The following is a 17,936-nucleotide window of genomic DNA, read 5'->3' as shown; positions in this document are numbered from 1 at the left end:
GACTGGCAAATGGCCCAGCCTCGGTTAACATGGTCGGCTATTCGTAATTATCAAGGCCGTGTCGTGTATTTGGGCCCTCCTCCCCGTTCATCTCTGTGGTTGATGTTGCTGTGCAGCGGCGTGGCGCTCGCCGACGACCTGTTCCTCGACAACCAACCGCTGCCGCAGGTGCTGACCGCCACACGCCTGAAACAATCGGCCGCCGCCGTGCCCGGCAGCATGACCGTGATCGACAGCGAACTGATCAAGGCCAGCGGTGCACGGGACATCGCCGAGCTGCTGCGGCTGGTGCCGGGCATGATGGTCGGCTACACCAGCGGCAATCAGGCGGCGGTGAACTACCACGGCACCAGTGCCAGTGATGCGCGACGCATGCAGGTTTTGATCGATGGCCGCTCGGTTTACCGCGCGGGCCTGGCCACGGTGGACTGGAGCGATATTCCAGTGGCCATGGAAGACATCGAGCGGATCGAAGTGTTCCGCGGGCCCAACACCGTCAGCTACGGCGCCAACGCGTTGATGGCGGTGGTGAATATCCTCACGCGCTCACCGGCTAACAGCCACGGTTCAAGGATGAAAGTGGTACGCGGCGAACGCGGGATCAATGATTTCTATGCCAGCCAGGGCGTGGGCTGGGAAACCGGCGACCTGCGCCTGTCCATGTCCGGGCAGCAGGACGATGGCTTTGACAGCAACGCGGTGGGCGCCGACCGCCGTGACGGTCGGCGTCTCAACCGCTTCAGTCTGGCGGTGAGCCAGACGCTGAACGCGCAACAAAGCATCGACTGGCAACTGAATGCCAAGGAAGGGACCAATCAGCGTCCTTATACCTACGTGCCAATATTCGCGGGGGTTACCGAAGGCGGCAACAATTCCGACGTTGCCGCCAAGGACTATGCCGGTTCGCTGCGTTGGAATTTCGATTTCAATCCCGAACACAGCCTGTATATCCAGGGCTCCGCCCAGCAATGGGACCGCCGGCAGATCTGGAAAGCCTGTGATGCCAAGGTGTCGTTCAGCCCGGAACTGACCCGACTGTGGCAGCTCAACCCCAATTACGCCGAACGATTGGCCCGACACATGGACACCTACAGCCAAGGTGTTGCGCCCCCCGGCAGTGTCGACGAACAAGCACTCGGCAACCAAGTACTGGACCAATGGCGCAACGGCGCCAGCCAGAGCGTGTGCGGTGACATCGACCAAAGCACCCGCGAAAGCCGCTACGACCTGGAGGTCCAGGACACCCTGAGCCTGTCCGACAGCCTGCGCCTGGTCAGCGGTATGAACTATCGCTATGACCGCGCCGACTCCGACACCTATTTCAACGGCACCCAGAATGACACCACCTGGCGCCTGTTCGGCCAGCTTGAATGGCGCGCCAGCGAGCATTGGTTGCTGCAGGGCGGCACCATGTACGAAGACACCCACCTGAGCGGTAACTCGCTGACGCCGCGGGTGGCGGTCAACTACCTGATCAACCCGCGCCACGGCCTGCGCGCGGTGTACTCCGAAGCGATCCGCTCGCCGGACATGTTCGAGAACAACGTCAACTGGAGCTACCGCGTCACCAACCTCAGCTCGCCGGCCTACGGACAAAATTCCGGACAGTACTTCGTGGCGACACGCGGCCCGGGCAACCTCGATAAAGAGCTGATGAAATCCCGCGAATTGGGCTATAACGGCTTTTTTGCCGACATCGGGCTGAACATGGACGTGAAACTGTTCTACGACGAAATCACCGACATGATCAGCTCGCCGCTGCGCAATAATCAGTACATTGCCAGCAACGCCAACAGCTCGCGCTTTACCGGCGCCGAATCCCAATTCGACTGGCGCATGAGCAACGCCGACCGCCTGCGGCTGACCTATGCTTACGTCGACGCCAGCTCCAGCAACCCGCTGGACAAGGCGCAAACCGCACGCAACAGCGGTTCGGCCGGCTGGCTGCGCGAATGGGGGCACGGCTGGTCTAGCGCCTTGTTCTACTATGGCGACGACGCCCTTAACCGCTATCGCTTCGAACGGGTCGACCTGCGCGTCGCCAAGCGCATCGCCTTGGGCAAAGCCAACGTGGAGCTGGCCGGCATGTTGCAACAACGCCTGGATGACCAGCCCACCACCTGGGCCGACAACAACTACGACCATCGCCAAGTGCTCTACTTCAGCGCGGAGTTAGAGTTCTGACATGGGCGATCAGTCACGGATGCCCCTCCTCTCTCCCACCAGACGCTGGCAGCGCGGCCTGCTGCTGCTGTGCCTGCTGCTAAGCATACCGGCCTGGAGCGCCGATATCCTGCTGACCGCCGCCGAAGACGGCGCCGGGGTGCAGGCGTTCGTCCAGGCGCTTGCCCTGCAGCGCCCCGACGACCACGTGACGTTCACGCCGCTCACTGACCTACCCGCGCCAAGCCAATTACCCGCCGGTACGCGCCTGATCCTGTTGGACCTGCCCAGCCTCGACTGGCGCCTGCAGGATGCCCAGGGCCCGTCGACCCTGGTGTTGCGCATCAGCCGCCTGCAGGCCCGCCAGCGCCTGGGCCAGGGCATACCGGCCAAAATCAGCCTGTTGTGGAGTGATCCGCCGCTGGAACGCCAACTGCGGCTAATCGCCACAATCCTGCCCCAGGCCAGGCGCATCGGCGTGCTCTACGGCGCCGACAGTGAATTCCTGCTCCGCGAGTTGCGCCAGTACGCCGCGCCGATGGGCCTGGAGATCGTGCCCCAACGCTGGGACGACATTAACGACAGCCGCCCACTGCTGCATTTGTTCAGAAACAGCGATGTGCTGCTCGGCCTTGACGACCCACAGCTATACAACCCGAAAACCGCGAAGAACCTGCTGCTGAGCAGTTACGCCCGGCAACTGCCGCTGGTGGGGCCCAATGCCGGGTTCGTCAAGGCCGGCAGCCTAGCCAGCACCTACAGCGACCAGACCGACTGGCTGGCCGTGCTCGACCGCCTGCTCGATCACCCGCCAACCGGCTGGGCGCGCACGTTGTACCCGGAACAGTTCAAAGTCATGGGCAACCCGCAAGTCGCACGCTCACTGGGCATCGAACAGGTCGACGAAGCCAACGTCGCCGCCCGCCTGGCCGAAGGAGAAAAACGCCCATGACCTTGCGTCGTCGTTGGGACATCAACACCCGCACCCAGCTCATCACCCTGGGCCCGGCACTGTTACTGACGCTGCTATTGATCAGTTTCTTCACCTTCGTGCGCATCCAGGACCTGCGCCAGGAACTGGACCACACAGGCCAACTGATCGCCAACCAATTGGCACCGGCCACCGAATATGGGGTGATCTCCGGCAACAACGACGTGCTCGACAGCCTGCTGCGCGCGACGCTGGCCACGCCCCATGTGCGTTTTCTGGAGATTCAGGACAGCGCCGAGAACATCCTGGTGTACGTCGAGCAACCCTCGGAAAATCACGACCGTTCGCTGTCGGTCAAAGTGTTCCAGGCACCGATCCGCCTGCAACATATCCAACTGGGCAATGACTTTTTCCAGGACAACCTCAACGAACCCAAGGCGCCGCGTGCCGACTACCTGGGCCGGGTGATCGTCGGCATGTCCAACGATGCCTTCAGCCAGCGCCAGCAGGAGATTCTGTTCAAGGCCGGCGTGCTCGCGCTGTTCGCCCTGCTGTTTACCTTCCTGCTCGCGCGGCGCCTGGCCGCCAGCCTGTCGCAGCCGATCAGCGCCATGGGCCATGCGGTCAAGGCGATCCAGCAAGGCGACTACAAGACCCCGCTGCCGATTGTCGACGACTCAGAGCTCGGCGACCTCTCGCGACACATCAACAACCTTGCCGAAGGCCTCAACCAGGCCAGCCGCGAACAGCAGCAGGCCATGGCCCAGTTGATCCAGACCCGTGAGGAAGCCGAGCGGGCGAACAACGCCAAGTCGGATTTCCTGGCGATGATGAGCCACGAGCTGCGCACGCCGATGAACGGTGTGCTGGGCATGCTGCAACTGCTGGAAACCACCGAGATGACCGAAGAGCAGACCGAATATGCGGCGCTGGCCTCCGAGTCCACGGAACATTTACTCAAGGTCATCAATGACATCCTCGACTTCTCGCGCATCGAACGCGCGGCCCTGGAGCTGGAACACATTCCGTTCAACCCCGCGGACCTGATCAACAGCTGCGCCCAGGCCTTCCAGCACAGCGCCCAGCAGCGCGGGCTGAGCCTCGAATTACCGATCCCGCAGGGCCTGGACACGTTGCGCGTGAAGGGCGACCCGACGCGTATCCGCCAGATTCTGGTGAACCTGATCGGCAACGCGCTCAAGTTTACCGAACACGGCAGCGTCAGCGTCGAGCCCCATTGGCAACCCCTCGACCCTGAACTGGTGTGGTTCACCTGCACCGTGCGCGACAGCGGCATTGGCATTTCCGCCGAGCGCCTGGAACGGATGTTCGATGCCTTCCAGCAGGCCGACAGTTCCATTTCAAGACGTTACGGCGGCACCGGCCTGGGCCTGCCCATCGCCCGGACCCTGGCCGAACGCATGGGCGGCACCCTGCGCGCGCAGAGCGAAGAAGGCCGTGGTTCGGTGTTCACCCTGGAAATCCCGCTGGCCATCAACCAGCACAGCGTGCCGGCCATTGCCGCCAACGCCGAAGGCAAAGCCAGCGCGGGCAATGGCCGGCATGTGTTGCTGGTGGAAGACAACCCGGTCAACCGTACCGTGGTCGAAGCCATGCTGCGCAGCCTGGGTTTTGAAGTGAGCCTGGCCACCGACGGCGCCGAGGCGATCCGCAGCGCCGAGAGCCTGATTTTCACTGCGATCCTGATGGACTGCCGGTTACCGCTGATCGACGGCTACGAAGCCACCCGGCAGATTCGCCACCTGCCGGGCTGCGCCGACCTGCCGATCATCGCCCTCACCGCCAACGCCTTGCAGGGCGATCGCGAACTCTGCCTGGCCGCCGGAATGAACGATTACCTGGCCAAGCCGTTCAAACGCACGGATTTGCAGCAAATCCTGCAGCGCTGGGTGCAATAGCGCCGCGCCATTAGCCAACTGCGACTGGCGTGAAAGACGAAAGTGCGGCAGTCTTAGGCACCCGAACGGACCGCTAAACAGGCCCGGTTTATAATTTCAGTGAACAAGTGTACATTGAGTGCCTTGACGCTGTGACTTTCACTACAACGCAATAGTCTATGTGTAGGCTGCCGATATGAGGCATGAACGCGTCGTCGGTATCGGGAAGATTTGCCCTACCCTGCCGCATGGGATTATTGAGGAGCTCGCATGACCAAACAAAACGCCTTTACTCGGGAAGACCTGCTGCGCTGCAGTCGCGGTGAGCTGTTCGGCCCAGGTAACGCGCAACTGCCCGCCCCGAACATGCTGATGGTGGATCGCATCACCCATATCAGCGAAGAGGGTGGCAAGTACGGCAAAGGTGAATTGGTCGCCGAGCTGGATATCACTCCGGACCTGTGGTTCTTTGCCTGCCATTTTGAAGGTGACCCTGTCATGCCGGGCTGCCTGGGCCTCGACGCCATGTGGCAACTGGTCGGCTTCTACCTCGGCTGGCAAGGCTTGCCCGGCCGCGGTCGCGCCCTGGGTTCGGGCGAAGTGAAGTTTTTTGGCCAGGTTCTGCCAAGCGCCAAGAAAGTCACCTACAACATTCAAATCAAGCGCGTCCTCAAGGGCAAGCTGAACCTGGCCATCGCCGACGGTTCGGTGACTGTCGACGGTCGCGAGATCTATACTGCCGAAGGCCTTCGGGTCGGCGTATTCACTTCCACTGAAAACTTTTAAGGGTTATCCGCATGCGCCGCGTCGTTATCACTGGTCTGGGCATCGTTTCTTGCCTGGGCAATGACAAAGAGACCGTCACCGCTAACCTGCGTGCAAGTCGCCCTGGCATCCGCTTCAACCCGGAATATGCCGAAATGGGTCTGCGTAGCCAGGTTTCCGGCTCCATCGACCTGCCCCTCGAAGAATTGATAGATCGCAAGATCTACCGCTTCGTCGGCCACGCTGCCGCCTACGCCTACTTGGCCATGAAGGACGCCATCACCGATTCCGGCCTGAGCCACGATCAGGTCTCGAACGTGCGTACCGGCCTGATCGCCGGCTCCGGCGGCGCGTCCACCCTGAACCAGATGGAAGCGCTGGACATCCTGCGCGAGAAAGGCGTGAAGCGCGTTGGCCCGTACCGTGTCACGCGGACCATGGGCAGCACCGTTTCCGCCTGCCTGGCCACGCCGTTCCAGATCAAGGGCGTGAACTACTCGATCTCCTCTGCCTGCGCCACCAGTGCTCACTGCATCGGTAACGCAGTTGAGCAGATCCAGCTGGGCAAGCAGGACATCGTGTTCGCCGGCGGTGGTGAAGAAGAACATTGGAGCCAGTCGTTCCTGTTCGACGCCATGGGCGCCCTGTCCACCCAGTACAACGACACCCCGGAAAAGGCCTCCCGCGCCTACGACGCCAAGCGTGACGGTTTCGTCATCGCCGGCGGCGGCGGCATGGTGGTGGTCGAGGAGCTGGAACACGCCTTGGCCCGTGGCGCGAAGATCTACGCGGAAATCGTCGGCTACGGCGCCACTTCCGACGGCTACGACATGGTTGCGCCAAGCGGTGAAGGCGCCATCCGCTGCATGCAGATGGCCATGTCCACCGTGGATACCCCGATCGACTACATAAACACCCACGGCACCTCGACTCCGGTCGGCGACGCCAAGGAAATGGAAGGCGTGCGCGCGGTATTCGGCGACAAGGCACCCGCCATCAGCTCCACCAAGAGCCTGTCCGGTCACTCCCTGGGGGCCGCAGGCGTTCACGAAACGATCTACTGCCTGCTGATGATGGAAGGCAACTTCATGGCTGGCTCGGCTAATATCGAAGAGATCGATCCGGTCGTCGCCGATATGCCGATCCTGACCAAGACCGTTGAAAACGTAAAAATCGACACCGTGATGAGCAACAGCTTCGGCTTCGGTGGCACTAACGCCACCCTGGTGCTGAAACGCTGGCAGGGCAAGTAAGCCCCGCAGGTTGATCACATGAAAAAGCCCCGACTGGTTCGGGGTTTTTTTATGGATTTTTGCTGAATCCCGCCGATCATCTGTTCGATTTACTGGCGCTGCCGGTGCAACCCGCGGGTGGCGTCTTCGATCACGCAACTGAGCTCTTCGGGGGCCGACGCGAGCGGGCTGGATGATTCGGAAATGCGCCGCAGGGTATCGCGAAGGTTTTCCTGCATGCCCTTGAGCGCTTGTTGTAGACGCGCCGCCTCATCCCGGCCACTCGGGCTGATCTCGCCGGCCAGATCGCCACCGACGACGTTCTGGGCGGCTCTCAGCGACCGCCCCAGCGACAGCACGATGCTGCAGGCTGTTTTTGACCTGAATGATTTCCTGCTCGTTCTGCGCGAGCGCCTGAAGCTCGCGAATGCTGGGAATCATGCCCGCAGCTTCCTGGAAAAAATCCTGGAACGCCTGAGTGCCAGCATGTTCTATAACTGCATGACTTTCTTCCTGCCACGCTTGTGAGGTTCGCCATGCCTGTTACCGTCAACACCCTGAATGCCGACAACTTCCGCCACAGCCTCAACATCGATAACCACGAGTTGTTCACCGACCTGCCCAAAAGCCTCGGCGGTGACGACTCCGCCCCCTCGCCCCATGGCTATTTCGATGCGGCCCTGGCGTCATGCAAGGCCCTGACCCTGAAGCTGTATGCGCAGAAAAAGGGCATCCCGCTGACCGGCGTAACCGTGGAAGTCACCCACGACGACAGCGAAGAGCAAAAGGGCAAGTACGTGCTCAACGTCAAACTGACGCTCAAGGGCGTGCTCACCGATCAGCAACGCGACGAACTGCACCGCATCGCCGACCGTTGCCCGATACACAAACTGATGACCACCGCCGAGGTGAGCATCGAGACAAAATTGGCGGAAGGTGCCTTCAGCCAGTAGCGGCAACCTCTGGTCGAGCGGGTTATGCTCTGGGCTATCCAACCCGCTCAGACTGGGACGCACCATGACCACCCTCACCGTGATCCGCCCTCGCCTCGAAGATGTCGAAGGCCAGCCCATCCTGCGCCCGCTGCCATCGCGGGAATGTCGCAGCGTCGGGCCGTTCGTGTTTTTCGACCATATGCTGCCGACCCGCTATGCGCCGGGCAGCGGTATGAATATCCGCCAGCACCCGCATATCGGCCTGTCGACCCTCACCTACCTGTTTGAAGGCGCCTTGCAGCACAAGGACAGCCTCGGTTCGGACCAGTTGGTGGAGACCGGCGACGTGAGCTGGATGACTGCCGGCAGCGCGATTGCCCATGTCGAACGCACGCCCGAAGCACTCAAGGTCAAGGGATTCAGCCTGCACGGGCTGCAAGTGTGGCTCGCCTCACCCAAGGACCACGAGACCGGGCCAGGGCACTACAGCCACCATCCGGCGGCTAGCTTGCCGGCCAGTGACAACCTGGGCGTGCAGATCCGCCTGATCGCGGGCAATGGCTTCTGCCTCAAATCACCGGTGCCGGTCCTGTCGCCCACGCTGTATGCCAACGTGCAGATGCAGACGGCCACCACCCTGCTGATCCCCGACGAGCATGAGGAACGCGCGGTGTACGTGCTGGAGGGTGACGTGCAGTTGGACGGTGAACCACTTGAGGTACACAGCCTGGTGGTGCTGCCGAGCGGACAGGAGATGACTCTGTCTGCCGAGACCGATTGTCACCTGATGGTGTTCGGCGGCGCGCCGCTGGATGGGCCACGCCGGATCAACTGGAATTTTGTGGCGAGCGATCCGGCCGTGATCGAGCAGGCCAGGCAGCGTTGGGCGGCGGCGGATTGGCCGACGGTGCCCGGTGAAACCGAAAGAATTGAGTTGCCTGTGAGATAGCATTCGCGAGCAAGCCCGCTCCCACATTCGACCGCATAACGCGGTTAAATGTGGAAGTGGGCTTGCTCACGATGAGGCCAGGACAGACGCTAGAGACTTAGCCCTTGAACACTTCATCCAACAAGTTATGCATCGACTGGAACGCCCGCGCAGCGGTCTTCGCGTCGTACATCATCATGCCTGGCACATTGGCATGCGGGTCGGTGAAGGAATGCACCGCACCGCCATAGCTCAGCAGCTGCCAATCCACAACGGCCGCGTTCATCTCATCTTCGAACGCCGGCAGTTGCTCTTTCGGCACCAGCGGGTCGGAGGCGCCATGCAACACCAACACTGAACCCTTGATGTTCTTCGCATCCGCCGGGTTTGGCGTGTCGAGGCTGCCGTGGAACGAAACCGCCGCCTTCAACGGTGCGCCGGTGCGCGCCAGCTCCAGCGAGCAGCAACCGCCAAAGCAGAAACCGAAGGTGGCCAATTTGGACGTGTCCACCGCAGCTTCGGTCTGGCCTTGCAGTTGCTCAAAGGCCGCCTGCATGCGCGTGTTCAACAAGGGACGGTCGTTCTTCAACGGCATCATTGCCGCAGCGGCTTCATCGTTATTCGACGGGCGCACGGTTTGCCCGTACAGGTCGGCGATCAGTACCACGTAGCCTTTACTGGCGACGCTCTTGGCGATCTCTTCGGCACCTGCACTCACCCCCATCCAGTTCGGCGCCATCAGCAGGCCCGGTAGCGGGCCGGTTTGGCTGGCATCGAAGGCCAGGCGGCTTTCATAGGACTGGCCATCAATCTGATAGACCACGGAACGCACAGTGACTTGGCTCATCATTTACTCCAGTTAAGGTGCACAAGAACGAAAAAACCCGCCGAAGCGGGTTTTTCTACAACGGGTTTAAACTGACAGTTCAACCAACAGCTTGTTCAGTCGGCGCACATAGGCGGCCGGGTCTTTCAAGCTGTCACCAGCGGCCAGGGCCGCCTGATCGAAGAGGATGTGCGACAGGTCGCCAAAACGCTCTTCGCTCTGTTCGCCGTCGAGTTTCTCGATCAGCGGGTGAGCCGGGTTGAATTCGAAGATCGGCTTGGAGTCCGGCACCTTCTGCCCGCTGGCTTCGAGGATCTGACGCATCTGCATGCCCAGGTCCTGCTCGCCAATGGCCAGGATCGCCGGGGAGTCGGTCAGACGGTGGGAAACCCGCACTTCGCTGACGGCATCGCCCAGGGACGCCTTGATCCGCTCAACCAGGCCTTCCTTAGACTTGGCCACTTCTTCAGCGGCTTTTTTGTCTTCTTCGGAATCCAGGTTGCCCAGGTCCAAGTCACCACGAGCCACGTCGACGAAGGTCTTGCCGTCGAATTCGCTGAGGTAGCTCATCAGCCACTCATCGATACGGTCAGTCAGCAGCAGCACTTCGATGCCTTTCTTGCGGAAGACTTCCAGGTGCGGGCTGTTCTTGACCTGAGCGTAGGTTTCGCCGGTCAGGTAGTAGATCTTATCCTGACCTTCCTTGGCGCGTGCCAGGTACTCGGCCAGGGACACCACCTGCTCGCCGTCTTCGCCCAGGGTGGACGCAAAGCGCAGCAGGCCAGCGATTTTTTCCTTGTTGGCGAAATCTTCAGCCGGGCCTTCTTTCATGACCTGGCCGAAGTTTTTCCAGAAGCCTTTGTATTGCTCAGGCTCGTTCTTCGCCAGTTTTTCCAGCATGTCGAGAACGCGCTTGGTCAGCGCCGACTTCATGGAGTCGATGATCGGGTCTTTCTGCAGGATTTCCCGCGATACGTTCAGCGACAGGTCGTTGGAGTCGACCACGCCTTTGATAAAGCGCAGGTACAGCGGCAGGAACGATTCCGCCTGGTCCATCACGAACACGCGCTGCACGTAGAGCTTCAGACCCTTTGGCGCTTCGCGCTGGTACAGGTCGAACGGAGCGCGGGCCGGTACGTAGAGCAGCGAGCTGTATTCCAGCTTGCCTTCGACCTTGTTGTGGCTCCAGCTCAGCGGGTTTTCGTAATCGTGCCCGATGTGCTTGTAGAACTCCTGGTATTCCTCGTCCTTGATCTCGGTACGCGGACGGGTCCACAGGGCGCTGGCACGGTTGACGGTTTCCCACTCAACGGCCGGCGCTTCTTCGCCTTCGGCGGCTGCTTGCTCTTTCGGCAGCTCGATCGGCAGGGCGATATGGTCGGAGTACTTCTTGATGATATTGCGCAGGCGCCAGCCATCGGCGAATTCATCTTCAGCGGCCTTGAGGTGCAGCACGATACGCGTACCACGATCAGCCTTTTCGACGGTGGCAATTTCAAACTCGCCCTCGCCTTTCGAAGACCAATGCACACCTTCACTGGCAGCGAGGCCCGCGCGGCGGCTGAACACTTCAACCTTGTCGGCGACGATGAAGGCCGAGTAGAAGCCCACACCGAACTGGCCGATCAGGTGCGAATCTTTCTTCTGGTCACCCGAAAGGTGCTTCATGAAGTCGGCGGTGCCGGATTTAGCGATGGTCCCCAGGTGGGTGATCGCATCGTCACGGCTCATGCCGATACCGTTGTCTTCGAGGGTAACGGTCTTGGCGTCTTTGTCGAAGCTCACGCGGATTTTGAGTTCTGCGCCGCCTTCCAGCAACTCCGGCTTGGACAGGGCTTCGAAGCGTAATTTGTCGACAGCGTCAGAGGCGTTCGAGATCAATTCGCGAAGGAAAATTTCCTTGTTGGAATACAGCGAATGGATCATGAGGTGCAGCAGTTGCTTCACCTCGGTCTGGAAGCCCAGGGTTTCCTTTTGAGTTTCCACACTCATGGTCATCAAACTCCAATTGGATGGCAGTGGCCGCGCCCGAGAGGGTTGGCGGCGGGTTGTCATCAAAGTTGGGGGCTAAGACCAGAATTTCAAGGGCGGGGCACTTCCTCGATCTTGAAATGCGCGCGGGCGGTGGCAATGGGTTCGGCCGCAGTGGTTTGCCAGGCGGTGATCGCCACATTTGCCACCCGTCGACCTTGGCGCCAGACCTGGCATTTGGCGTATGTGTCGCGAAACTGGCCGGCACGCAGGTAATCGAGAGAAAAGTCGATGATTTTCGGCAAGCCCGGAGCGCCGGTGAACACCAGCAGGTGCAACGCGGCGCAGAGTTCCATAAAGCCTGCAATCACGCCGCCGTGCAGCGCCGGCAATATCGGGTTACCAATGTTGTCCTTGTTGGCCGGCAGGCGGAACAGCAGCTCATCGCCTATCCGCGTGCATTCGATGCCGATCAGCTTGGCATAGGGGATCAGGTCGAGCAGCGCCTCATAGTTGCCGCACTCATGGGCCTGCTCCAGACGCGTCTTGAATGAGTGAGTCATGCCTGCTCTCCCTTGATCGTGCTGCCCAACCCTTGCGTGCCCTTGAGGCGCTTGCCCATGCGCATGAACGTGCCCACCGCGTGAGCGACGGGTTGTTGCGGGTCGTCCTGGTAAGCGAAACCACGGGTAAAAATCACGTCGCTGGTCACGCGGTAACACTGGGCGAAGCCATATACCGGCTTGTGCGGTTCGGCGGGATGCATGTAGTCGATGCGCAGGTCCAGGGTCGGGCACACCTCGAACTCCGGCAACACACATAGGGTGGCCATGCCGCAGGCGGTGTCCATCAATGAAGTCAACGCGCCACCATGGATGACACCCGTCTGGGGGTCGCCAACGATCGTCGGGCCGTAGGGCAGGACCAGGGTGATCCCCTCCTCGCAGGCGTGATGAACGGTAATGCCCAGCACCTGGCAATGGCGCAGAGCCGAAATAAAGCGTTTGGCACGCTCCAACAAGGAATTTTCGGTCATTCGGTTCAGACTCTTATGAGTGTGGGTCCGGCGGAGTATGGACCGTCGGGGAAAGTTCCTTGGAAAAATGCTTTATATATCTGTGGGATAAAAGGAACTAATGCTGGCCCCATATGCTCGAAAGGCCAGTAGATATCTTCACTAAGGAGAAACACCCATGCGCAAGACTTTAGCTATTTCCATGATGTTGGCCGCCGCACTCGGTCTGGCTGCCTGCGATAAAAAATCCGAAGACAAAGCCCAAGATGCTGCCGCGCATTCTGAGCAAGCTCAGAAAGATATGGCGAAAGCACAAGATAAAGTGAACGACGCTGCGAAAGAAAACGCCGATGCTGCCAAAGCTCAGGCCGAATCGAACAAAGCCGCAACACAAGAAGCAGCACCGGCTACCCCAGCAACCGGTTCTTGATACCGGGGCTTGAAATAGCTTGGCTGCAAAAAGAAAGCCCGCTTAGATAGCGGGCTTTACTTTGCCTGAGGTATTTAGCCCTTGGGCGAGGCGCGATAAGTCGGCCAAAACCCGCAGCGTTCTATACCAGCGGTTCTTTCGCCAGGTCCGGCAGCGGCGTGTCGGTCTGCGTATACACCATCACTTGCAGTACGTCGGAATGAAACTCCCGGCGATACAGCACCAATACCACCCCGGCACTCATCAACATGAACAGCCAGGGGCTGACAAACCACGCCAGCATGGTCATGCCGAAGTAATAAGCGCGCAGGCCAAAGTTGAACTGGTTGGCCGCCATCGAAATGACCCGCGCCGCCCGCAGGGCAAACGCCTTGCGCTCCTGCTCCGACACGTGCCGCTCACCGATCATCGGCGCCGACCCCACCAGCACGGCCGCGAAGTTGTACTGGCGCATGCACCAACTGAACGTGAAGAACGCGTAGACAAACGCCAGCGCCAGGCATAGCAGCTTGATCTCCGACATGCCCTGGGACGCCTGCTGCACCATGGGGATGTCCGCCAACAACGACACGGCTCGCTCGGACGCCCCCAGCACCGTGAGAATGCCGGCAAGGATGATCAAGGTGCTCGAAGCGAAGAACGAGGCGTTACGCTCCAGGTTGCCGATCACGCTGGCGTCGGCGATGCGGTTGTCGCGCAGCAGCATGCGACGCATCCAGTCTTCGCGATACAGGTGCAGCACACTGGCCAGGCAGGCGGTGTCGCGGGCTTTCCAGGTCGCGTAACGGGTGTAGCCGCCCCAACAGATAACAAACCAGAGTGCGGCAAGCAGGTGGATCAGGTTGGCTTCGATAAACGGCATGCGGGTCCTTATACACAGTAGAGGGAAACTGTGGGAGCTGGCTGGAGCTTTTCGTTACCCCTTCGACGTTAGCCCACTGGAAAAGACACTGCCCGTCACGAAAAAAAAATGCCCCATATCGATTGATACGGGGCATTTCGGTACAACGTGAAGCGTGCGTTACGCGATGGCTTCGCTGCGCTTGCCGAGCATCCGGTCCACCACCACAGCAACCACCAGGATCATCACCGATGGCACCAGCCACGCCAGGCCCTGCTCGCTCAACGGCAGGTTAGCCAATTGCGACGGCATCCAACCCGCCAGCCCGGCGCCCTTGAGCGCATCGATGCAGCCAAAGATGAACGAAACCAGCATCACCGGGCCCACGATACGGCTTTGCTCCTGCCAGAAGTCTTTGCAGAAGCTCAAAGCCACCAGCACGATGCACGGCGGGTAGATTGCGGTGAGCACCGGGATCGAGAACGCGATCAGCTTGGTCAGGCCCAGGTTGGACACGAACAGCGAGAACAGCGCCAGGATCACCACCAGGGTCTTGTAGGACAGCGGCAGGATTCGGCTGAAGTATTCGGCGCAGGCACAGGTCAGGCCGACGGCGGTGACCAGGCAGGCCAGGGAGATCAGCACAGCTAGGAAACCGCTGCCCAGAGAGCCAAAGGTGTGTTGCACGTAGGCATGCAGAACAGCGGCGCCATTGGCGGCACCGGCAGCGACTTCATGGCTGCCCGCCCCAAGGCGGAACAGGCTGATGTAAACCAGCGCCAAGCCGACGCCGGCGATCAACCCGGCAATGATCGCGTAACGGGTGATCAGCTTAGGCGATTCGACCCCACGGGAACGGATCGCGTTGACGATCACGATGCCGAACACCAGCGCGCCCAGGGTATCCATGGTCAGGTAACCATTGATAAAGCCTTGGGAGAACGGCGCAGCCACGTATTCCGGGGTGGCAACCCCCACTTCACCGGCAGGCAAGGCAAACGCGGCGATGCCGAGGATGGACAGCGCGAGAATTTTCAGCGGTGCCAGGAAACGGCCCACGGTGTCCAGCAGGCGGCCGGGGTACAGGGAGACGAAAAACACCACCAGAAAGTACACAGCGCTGTAGAGGAACAGGGCCAGCGGGCTTTCGCCGGTCAACGGCGCCAGGCCCACTTCAAAGGACACGGTCGCGGTACGCGGGGTGGCGAACAGCGGCCCTACCGCCAGATACGCGGCCGCCGCCAGCACGCCACCGGCGATCTTGCCGATCGGGCTGCTCAACGCATCCATACCGCCGCCGACCTTGGCCAGGGCGATTACCGTGACCACCGGTAGCCCGACTGCGGTGATCAGGAAACCCAACGCCGCCATCCAGACATGGGGCCCGGACTGCAAACCAACGATCGGCGGGAAGATGATGTTGCCGGCGCCCACGAACAGGGCAAAGGTCATAAAGCCCAACGCCAGGATGTCCTGGCTTTTCAACACTTTCATTTGAGGAAATACCACACTACTGAATCGGAATTTAGAGAGGGCTTCCCTATGGATGAGGGAAATGCTGTCGGCCCTTATGGGCACCAACCGGCCTAGCGCGCGGCTTCCTTTTGGGATGCGGGCGCTTTAAAGAGGCGGCAAGGGTACAGAATTTGGCCGATAAACGCACTGTTGCAGGGCGGACTGTCCGATAAGCGACATCCGAATGTCGTGTTTTCATACTTAATTTGGCAATACAGATAAAAAATGTGGGAGGGGCTTGCTCCCGATAGCGGAGGCTCAGTCACTGCTGATGTGACTGAACCGCTATCGGGAGCAAGCCCCTCCCACATGGAACCGAGTACATTTCAATAAATGGGCCGCCCAGAATGCACAAAGGCCACCCGAAGGTGGCCTTTGCCTGGTGAAGCGTCAGTTAAGCGCGAGGCTTACTTGACAGCCCAACCGGTCAGCTCGGACAGAGCCTTGCCGATGTCTGCCAGCGAACGCACGGTTTTCACGCCTGCGTCTTCCAGGGCAGCAAACTTCTCGTCTGCAGTGCCCTTGCCGCCAGAAATGATTGCGCCAGCATGGCCCATGCGCTTGCCAGCAGGGGCAGTCACACCAGCAATGTAGGAAACAACCGGCTTGGTCACGTGTGCCTTGATGTAGGCAGCCGCTTCTTCTTCAGCCGAACCGCCGATCTCACCGATCATGACGATCGCTTCGGTCTTCGGGTCTTCCTGGAACAGCTTCAGGATGTCGATGAAGTTCGAACCTGGGATCGGGTCACCGCCGATGCCGACGCAAGTCGACTGACCGAAACCGGCGTCAGTGGTCTGCTTCACAGCTTCGTAGGTCAGGGTGCCGGAACGGGAAACGATACCGACTTTACCTGGCAAGTGAATGTGACCGGGCATGATGCCGATCTTGCATTCGCCTGGAGTGATCACGCCTGGGCAGTTAGGGCCGATCAGGACCACGCCCAGCTCGTCGCACTTGACCTTGGCGTCCAGCATATCCAGGGTAGGAATGCCTTCGGTGATGCACACGATCAGCTTGATGCCGCCGAATGCCGCTTCCAGGATCGAGTCCTTGCAGAAAGGAGCTGGAACGTAGATCACGCTGGCGGTGGCGCCAGTGGCAGCGACTGCGTCTTTCACGGTGTTGAACACGGGCAGGCCCAGGTGCTCGGTGCCGCCTTTGCCCGGAGTTACACCACCCACCATCTTGGTGCCGTATTCGATGGCTTGCTGGGTGTGGAAACTACCTTGCGAACCGGTAATACCCTGGCAGATAACTTTGGTGTCTTTATTGATCAGGACGCTCATTATTTGCCCTCCGCAGCTTTAACAACTTGTTGAGCAGCGTCGGTCAGGCTGGTAGCCGCGATGATGTTCAAACCGCTTTCTGCCAGTACTTTAGCGCCCAGTTCAGCGTTGTTACCTTCAAGGCGAACAACCACCGGGATTTTCACGCCGACTTCTTTCACTGCACCGATGATGCCTTCGGCAATCATGTCGCAACGAACGATGCCGCCGAAGATGTTGACCAGTACTGCAGCGACGTTGGAGTCGGACAGGATGATCTTGAAGGCTTCGGTTACGCGTTCTTTGGTAGCACCACCGCCCACGTCGAGGAAGTTGGCTGGTTTGCCGCCATGCAGATTGACGATGTCCATGGTACCCATGGCCAGGCCAGCACCGTTGACCATGCAGCCGATGTTACCTTCCAGGGCTACGTAGTTCAGTTCGAACTTGGCAGCGTGCGCTTCGCGCGGATCGTCTTGCGACGGATCGTGGAAAGTCTTCAGCTTAGGCTGACGGTACATGGCGTTGGCGTCGATGTTGATCTTGGCGTCGAGGCAATGCAGATCGCCGTCAGCCTTGATCACCAGCGGGTTCACTTCCAGCAGGGCCAGATCGTGATCCTGGAACAGTTTGGCCAGACCTACGAAGATCTTGGCAAACTGGGCAACTTGCTTGCCTTCCAGGCCCAGCTGGAAAGCCAGCTCGCGCCCCTGGAATGGCTGAGCGCCAACCAGTGGGTCGATGGTGGCTTTGAGAATTTTTTCTGGAGTGTCGTGAGCGATCTTCTCGATGTCCACGCCACCTTCGGTGGAAGCCATGAACACGATGCGACGGCTCGAACGGTCAACGACAGCGCCCAGGTACAGCTCTTTAGCGATATCAGTGCACGATTCAACCAGGATCTTGGTGACTGGCTGGCCATTGGCATCAGTCTGGTAAGTCACCAGACGCTTGCCCAGCCACTGTTGTGCGAAGGCCTTGGCGTCTTCTTTGCTGCGAACCAGCTTAACGCCGCCCGCTTTACCGCGACCACCTGCGTGAACCTGGGCTTTTACAACCCATTCGGTCCCGCCGATTTTATCGCAAGCTTCTGCTGCTGCTTCCGGGGTGTCTACTGCGTAGCCCTGGGATACTGGCAGGCCGTATTCAGCGAACAGCTGCTTACCCTGATACTCGTGAAGATTCATGCTTTTTACCGTCTTCGTTAGGTACTGCGCA

The 17,936-nt window shown here is 60.1% G+C and carries 16 protein-coding genes and 1 pseudogene; 8 read left to right on the top strand and 9 right to left on the bottom strand.

Annotated elements, in window-relative coordinates:
- The first annotated feature begins 63 nt into the window (after positions 1 to 63).
- The 5 genes from ACP7CJ_RS04295 (at position 64) to fabB (ending at position 7,010) form a co-directional block, all read left to right on the top strand.
- Positions 64 to 2,184: a TonB-dependent receptor plug domain-containing protein gene (locus ACP7CJ_RS04295; RefSeq protein ID WP_426099390.1), complete on the top strand. Its 2,121-nt coding sequence runs from the start codon at positions 64 to 66 to the stop codon at positions 2,182 to 2,184.
- Between the two features lies 1 nt (position 2,185).
- Positions 2,186 to 3,115 carry an ABC transporter substrate-binding protein gene (locus ACP7CJ_RS04290; RefSeq protein ID WP_426099392.1) on the top strand — a complete coding sequence of 310 codons (930 nt, stop codon included), beginning with the start codon at positions 2,186 to 2,188 and terminating at the stop codon, positions 3,113 to 3,115.
- Positions 3,112 to 5,013 (top strand): ATP-binding protein, encoded by a 1,902-nt coding sequence (locus tag ACP7CJ_RS04285; protein ID WP_426099393.1) that lies wholly within the window; start codon positions 3,112 to 3,114, stop codon positions 5,011 to 5,013. Before ACP7CJ_RS04290 ends, ACP7CJ_RS04285 begins: the two co-directional genes overlap by 4 nt.
- 249 nt (positions 5,014 to 5,262) lie before the next feature.
- A complete protein-coding gene (gene fabA, locus ACP7CJ_RS04280; protein WP_247396474.1) occupies positions 5,263 to 5,778 on the top strand; it encodes a 3-hydroxyacyl-[acyl-carrier-protein] dehydratase FabA in 516 nt (171 codons plus the stop codon).
- An 11-nt stretch (positions 5,779 to 5,789) separates the two neighbouring features.
- Positions 5,790 to 7,010, top strand: coding sequence for a beta-ketoacyl-ACP synthase I (gene fabB, locus ACP7CJ_RS04275; protein WP_276197244.1), 1,221 nt, complete (start codon positions 5,790 to 5,792; stop codon positions 7,008 to 7,010).
- Between the two features lie 92 nt (positions 7,011 to 7,102).
- Here the strand turns inward: fabB and ACP7CJ_RS04270 are convergent.
- Positions 7,103 to 7,354: pseudogene (locus tag ACP7CJ_RS04270) on the bottom strand (HAMP domain-containing protein); the annotation flags it as partial.
- A gap of 171 nt (positions 7,355 to 7,525) precedes the next feature.
- On the opposite strand from ACP7CJ_RS04270, the gene ACP7CJ_RS04265 reads away from it, so the two are divergent.
- Complete coding sequence (locus tag ACP7CJ_RS04265) at positions 7,526 to 7,942, top strand: OsmC family protein (protein ID WP_276197243.1); 417 nt, start codon at positions 7,526 to 7,528, stop codon at positions 7,940 to 7,942.
- 64 nt (positions 7,943 to 8,006) lie between these two features.
- A complete protein-coding gene (locus tag ACP7CJ_RS04260) occupies positions 8,007 to 8,873 on the top strand; it encodes a pirin family protein (protein WP_426099395.1) in 867 nt (288 codons plus the stop codon).
- Between the two features lie 97 nt (positions 8,874 to 8,970).
- Here ACP7CJ_RS04260 and ACP7CJ_RS04255 read toward each other — a convergent pair whose 3' ends face one another.
- The 4 genes from ACP7CJ_RS04255 to ACP7CJ_RS04240 form a co-directional block, all read right to left on the bottom strand.
- Positions 8,971 to 9,699, bottom strand: coding sequence for a dienelactone hydrolase family protein (locus ACP7CJ_RS04255; protein WP_276197241.1), 729 nt, complete (start codon positions 9,697 to 9,699; stop codon positions 8,971 to 8,973).
- Between the two features lie 66 nt (positions 9,700 to 9,765).
- Positions 9,766 to 11,670 (bottom strand): molecular chaperone HtpG, encoded by a 1,905-nt coding sequence (htpG, locus tag ACP7CJ_RS04250; protein WP_276197240.1) that lies wholly within the window; start codon positions 11,668 to 11,670, stop codon positions 9,766 to 9,768.
- 89 nt (positions 11,671 to 11,759) lie between these two features.
- On the bottom strand, positions 11,760 to 12,212 hold the full coding sequence (locus ACP7CJ_RS04245) for a PaaI family thioesterase (RefSeq protein ID WP_276197239.1): 453 nt from the start codon (positions 12,210 to 12,212) through the stop codon (positions 11,760 to 11,762).
- Entirely contained in the window at positions 12,209 to 12,685 is a 477-nt protein-coding gene (locus ACP7CJ_RS04240; protein ID WP_276197238.1) for a PaaI family thioesterase, read from the bottom strand. Before ACP7CJ_RS04240 ends, ACP7CJ_RS04245 begins: the two co-directional genes overlap by 4 nt.
- Before the next feature lie 157 nt (positions 12,686 to 12,842).
- Here ACP7CJ_RS04240 and ACP7CJ_RS04235 point away from each other — a divergent pair, with 157 nt between their 5' ends.
- A complete protein-coding gene (locus ACP7CJ_RS04235) occupies positions 12,843 to 13,094 on the top strand; it encodes a hypothetical protein (protein ID WP_247396461.1) in 252 nt (83 codons plus the stop codon).
- A gap of 121 nt (positions 13,095 to 13,215) precedes the next feature.
- On the opposite strand, the gene ACP7CJ_RS04230 is transcribed toward ACP7CJ_RS04235, so the two are convergent.
- From ACP7CJ_RS04230 to sucC, 4 genes are all read right to left on the bottom strand, one after another.
- Positions 13,216 to 13,956 carry a DUF599 domain-containing protein gene (locus tag ACP7CJ_RS04230; RefSeq protein WP_276197237.1) on the bottom strand — a complete coding sequence of 247 codons (741 nt, stop codon included), beginning with the start codon at positions 13,954 to 13,956 and terminating at the stop codon, positions 13,216 to 13,218.
- A 159-nt stretch (positions 13,957 to 14,115) separates the two neighbouring features.
- The gene (gene brnQ / locus ACP7CJ_RS04225) at positions 14,116 to 15,429 is read right to left on the bottom strand and encodes a branched-chain amino acid transport system II carrier protein (protein ID WP_276197236.1); all 1,314 of its coding nucleotides are present in this window, start codon (positions 15,427 to 15,429) and stop codon (positions 14,116 to 14,118) included.
- A 428-nt stretch (positions 15,430 to 15,857) separates the two neighbouring features.
- On the bottom strand, positions 15,858 to 16,739 hold the full coding sequence (sucD, locus tag ACP7CJ_RS04220; protein WP_003210566.1) for a succinate--CoA ligase subunit alpha: 882 nt from the start codon (positions 16,737 to 16,739) through the stop codon (positions 15,858 to 15,860).
- Positions 16,739 to 17,905, bottom strand: coding sequence for an ADP-forming succinate--CoA ligase subunit beta (sucC, locus tag ACP7CJ_RS04215; protein WP_017846770.1), 1,167 nt, complete (start codon positions 17,903 to 17,905; stop codon positions 16,739 to 16,741). Before sucC ends, sucD begins: the two co-directional genes overlap by 1 nt.
- Between the last annotated feature and the right edge of the window lie 31 nt (positions 17,906 to 17,936).

The sequence above is a fragment of the Pseudomonas sp. PSPC3-2 genome (genome assembly GCF_049897085.1).
GTDB classification, from domain to species: Bacteria; Pseudomonadota; Gammaproteobacteria; order Pseudomonadales; family Pseudomonadaceae; genus Aquipseudomonas; species Aquipseudomonas paraveronii.
This window is presented reverse-complemented; position numbering and strand designations above follow the sequence as displayed.

What these genes read in the sequence shown, in the direction of transcription:
- ACP7CJ_RS04290 (WP_426099392.1), top strand. Translation starts at nt 2,186, where the DNA reads ATGGGCGATCAGTCACGGATGCCCCTCCTCTCTCCCACCAGACGCTGG.
- ACP7CJ_RS04285 (WP_426099393.1), top strand. Translation starts at nt 3,112, where the DNA reads ATGACCTTGCGTCGTCGTTGGGACATCAACACCCGCACCCAGCTCATC.
- fabA (WP_247396474.1), top strand. Translation starts at nt 5,263, where the DNA reads ATGACCAAACAAAACGCCTTTACTCGGGAAGACCTGCTGCGCTGCAGT.
- fabB (WP_276197244.1), top strand. Translation starts at nt 5,790, where the DNA reads ATGCGCCGCGTCGTTATCACTGGTCTGGGCATCGTTTCTTGCCTGGGC.
- ACP7CJ_RS04265 (WP_276197243.1), top strand. Translation starts at nt 7,526, where the DNA reads ATGCCTGTTACCGTCAACACCCTGAATGCCGACAACTTCCGCCACAGC.
- ACP7CJ_RS04260 (WP_426099395.1), top strand. Translation starts at nt 8,007, where the DNA reads ATGACCACCCTCACCGTGATCCGCCCTCGCCTCGAAGATGTCGAAGGC.
- ACP7CJ_RS04255 (WP_276197241.1), bottom strand. Translation starts at nt 9,699, where the DNA reads ATGAGCCAAGTCACTGTGCGTTCCGTGGTCTATCAGATTGATGGCCAG.
- htpG (WP_276197240.1), bottom strand. Translation starts at nt 11,670, where the DNA reads ATGAGTGTGGAAACTCAAAAGGAAACCCTGGGCTTCCAGACCGAGGTG.
- ACP7CJ_RS04245 (WP_276197239.1), bottom strand. Translation starts at nt 12,212, where the DNA reads ATGACTCACTCATTCAAGACGCGTCTGGAGCAGGCCCATGAGTGCGGC.
- ACP7CJ_RS04240 (WP_276197238.1), bottom strand. Translation starts at nt 12,685, where the DNA reads ATGACCGAAAATTCCTTGTTGGAGCGTGCCAAACGCTTTATTTCGGCT.
- ACP7CJ_RS04235 (WP_247396461.1), top strand. Translation starts at nt 12,843, where the DNA reads ATGCGCAAGACTTTAGCTATTTCCATGATGTTGGCCGCCGCACTCGGT.
- ACP7CJ_RS04230 (WP_276197237.1), bottom strand. Translation starts at nt 13,956, where the DNA reads ATGCCGTTTATCGAAGCCAACCTGATCCACCTGCTTGCCGCACTCTGG.
- brnQ (WP_276197236.1), bottom strand. Translation starts at nt 15,429, where the DNA reads ATGAAAGTGTTGAAAAGCCAGGACATCCTGGCGTTGGGCTTTATGACC.
- sucD (WP_003210566.1), bottom strand. Translation starts at nt 16,739, where the DNA reads ATGAGCGTCCTGATCAATAAAGACACCAAAGTTATCTGCCAGGGTATT.
- sucC (WP_017846770.1), bottom strand. Translation starts at nt 17,905, where the DNA reads ATGAATCTTCACGAGTATCAGGGTAAGCAGCTGTTCGCTGAATACGGC.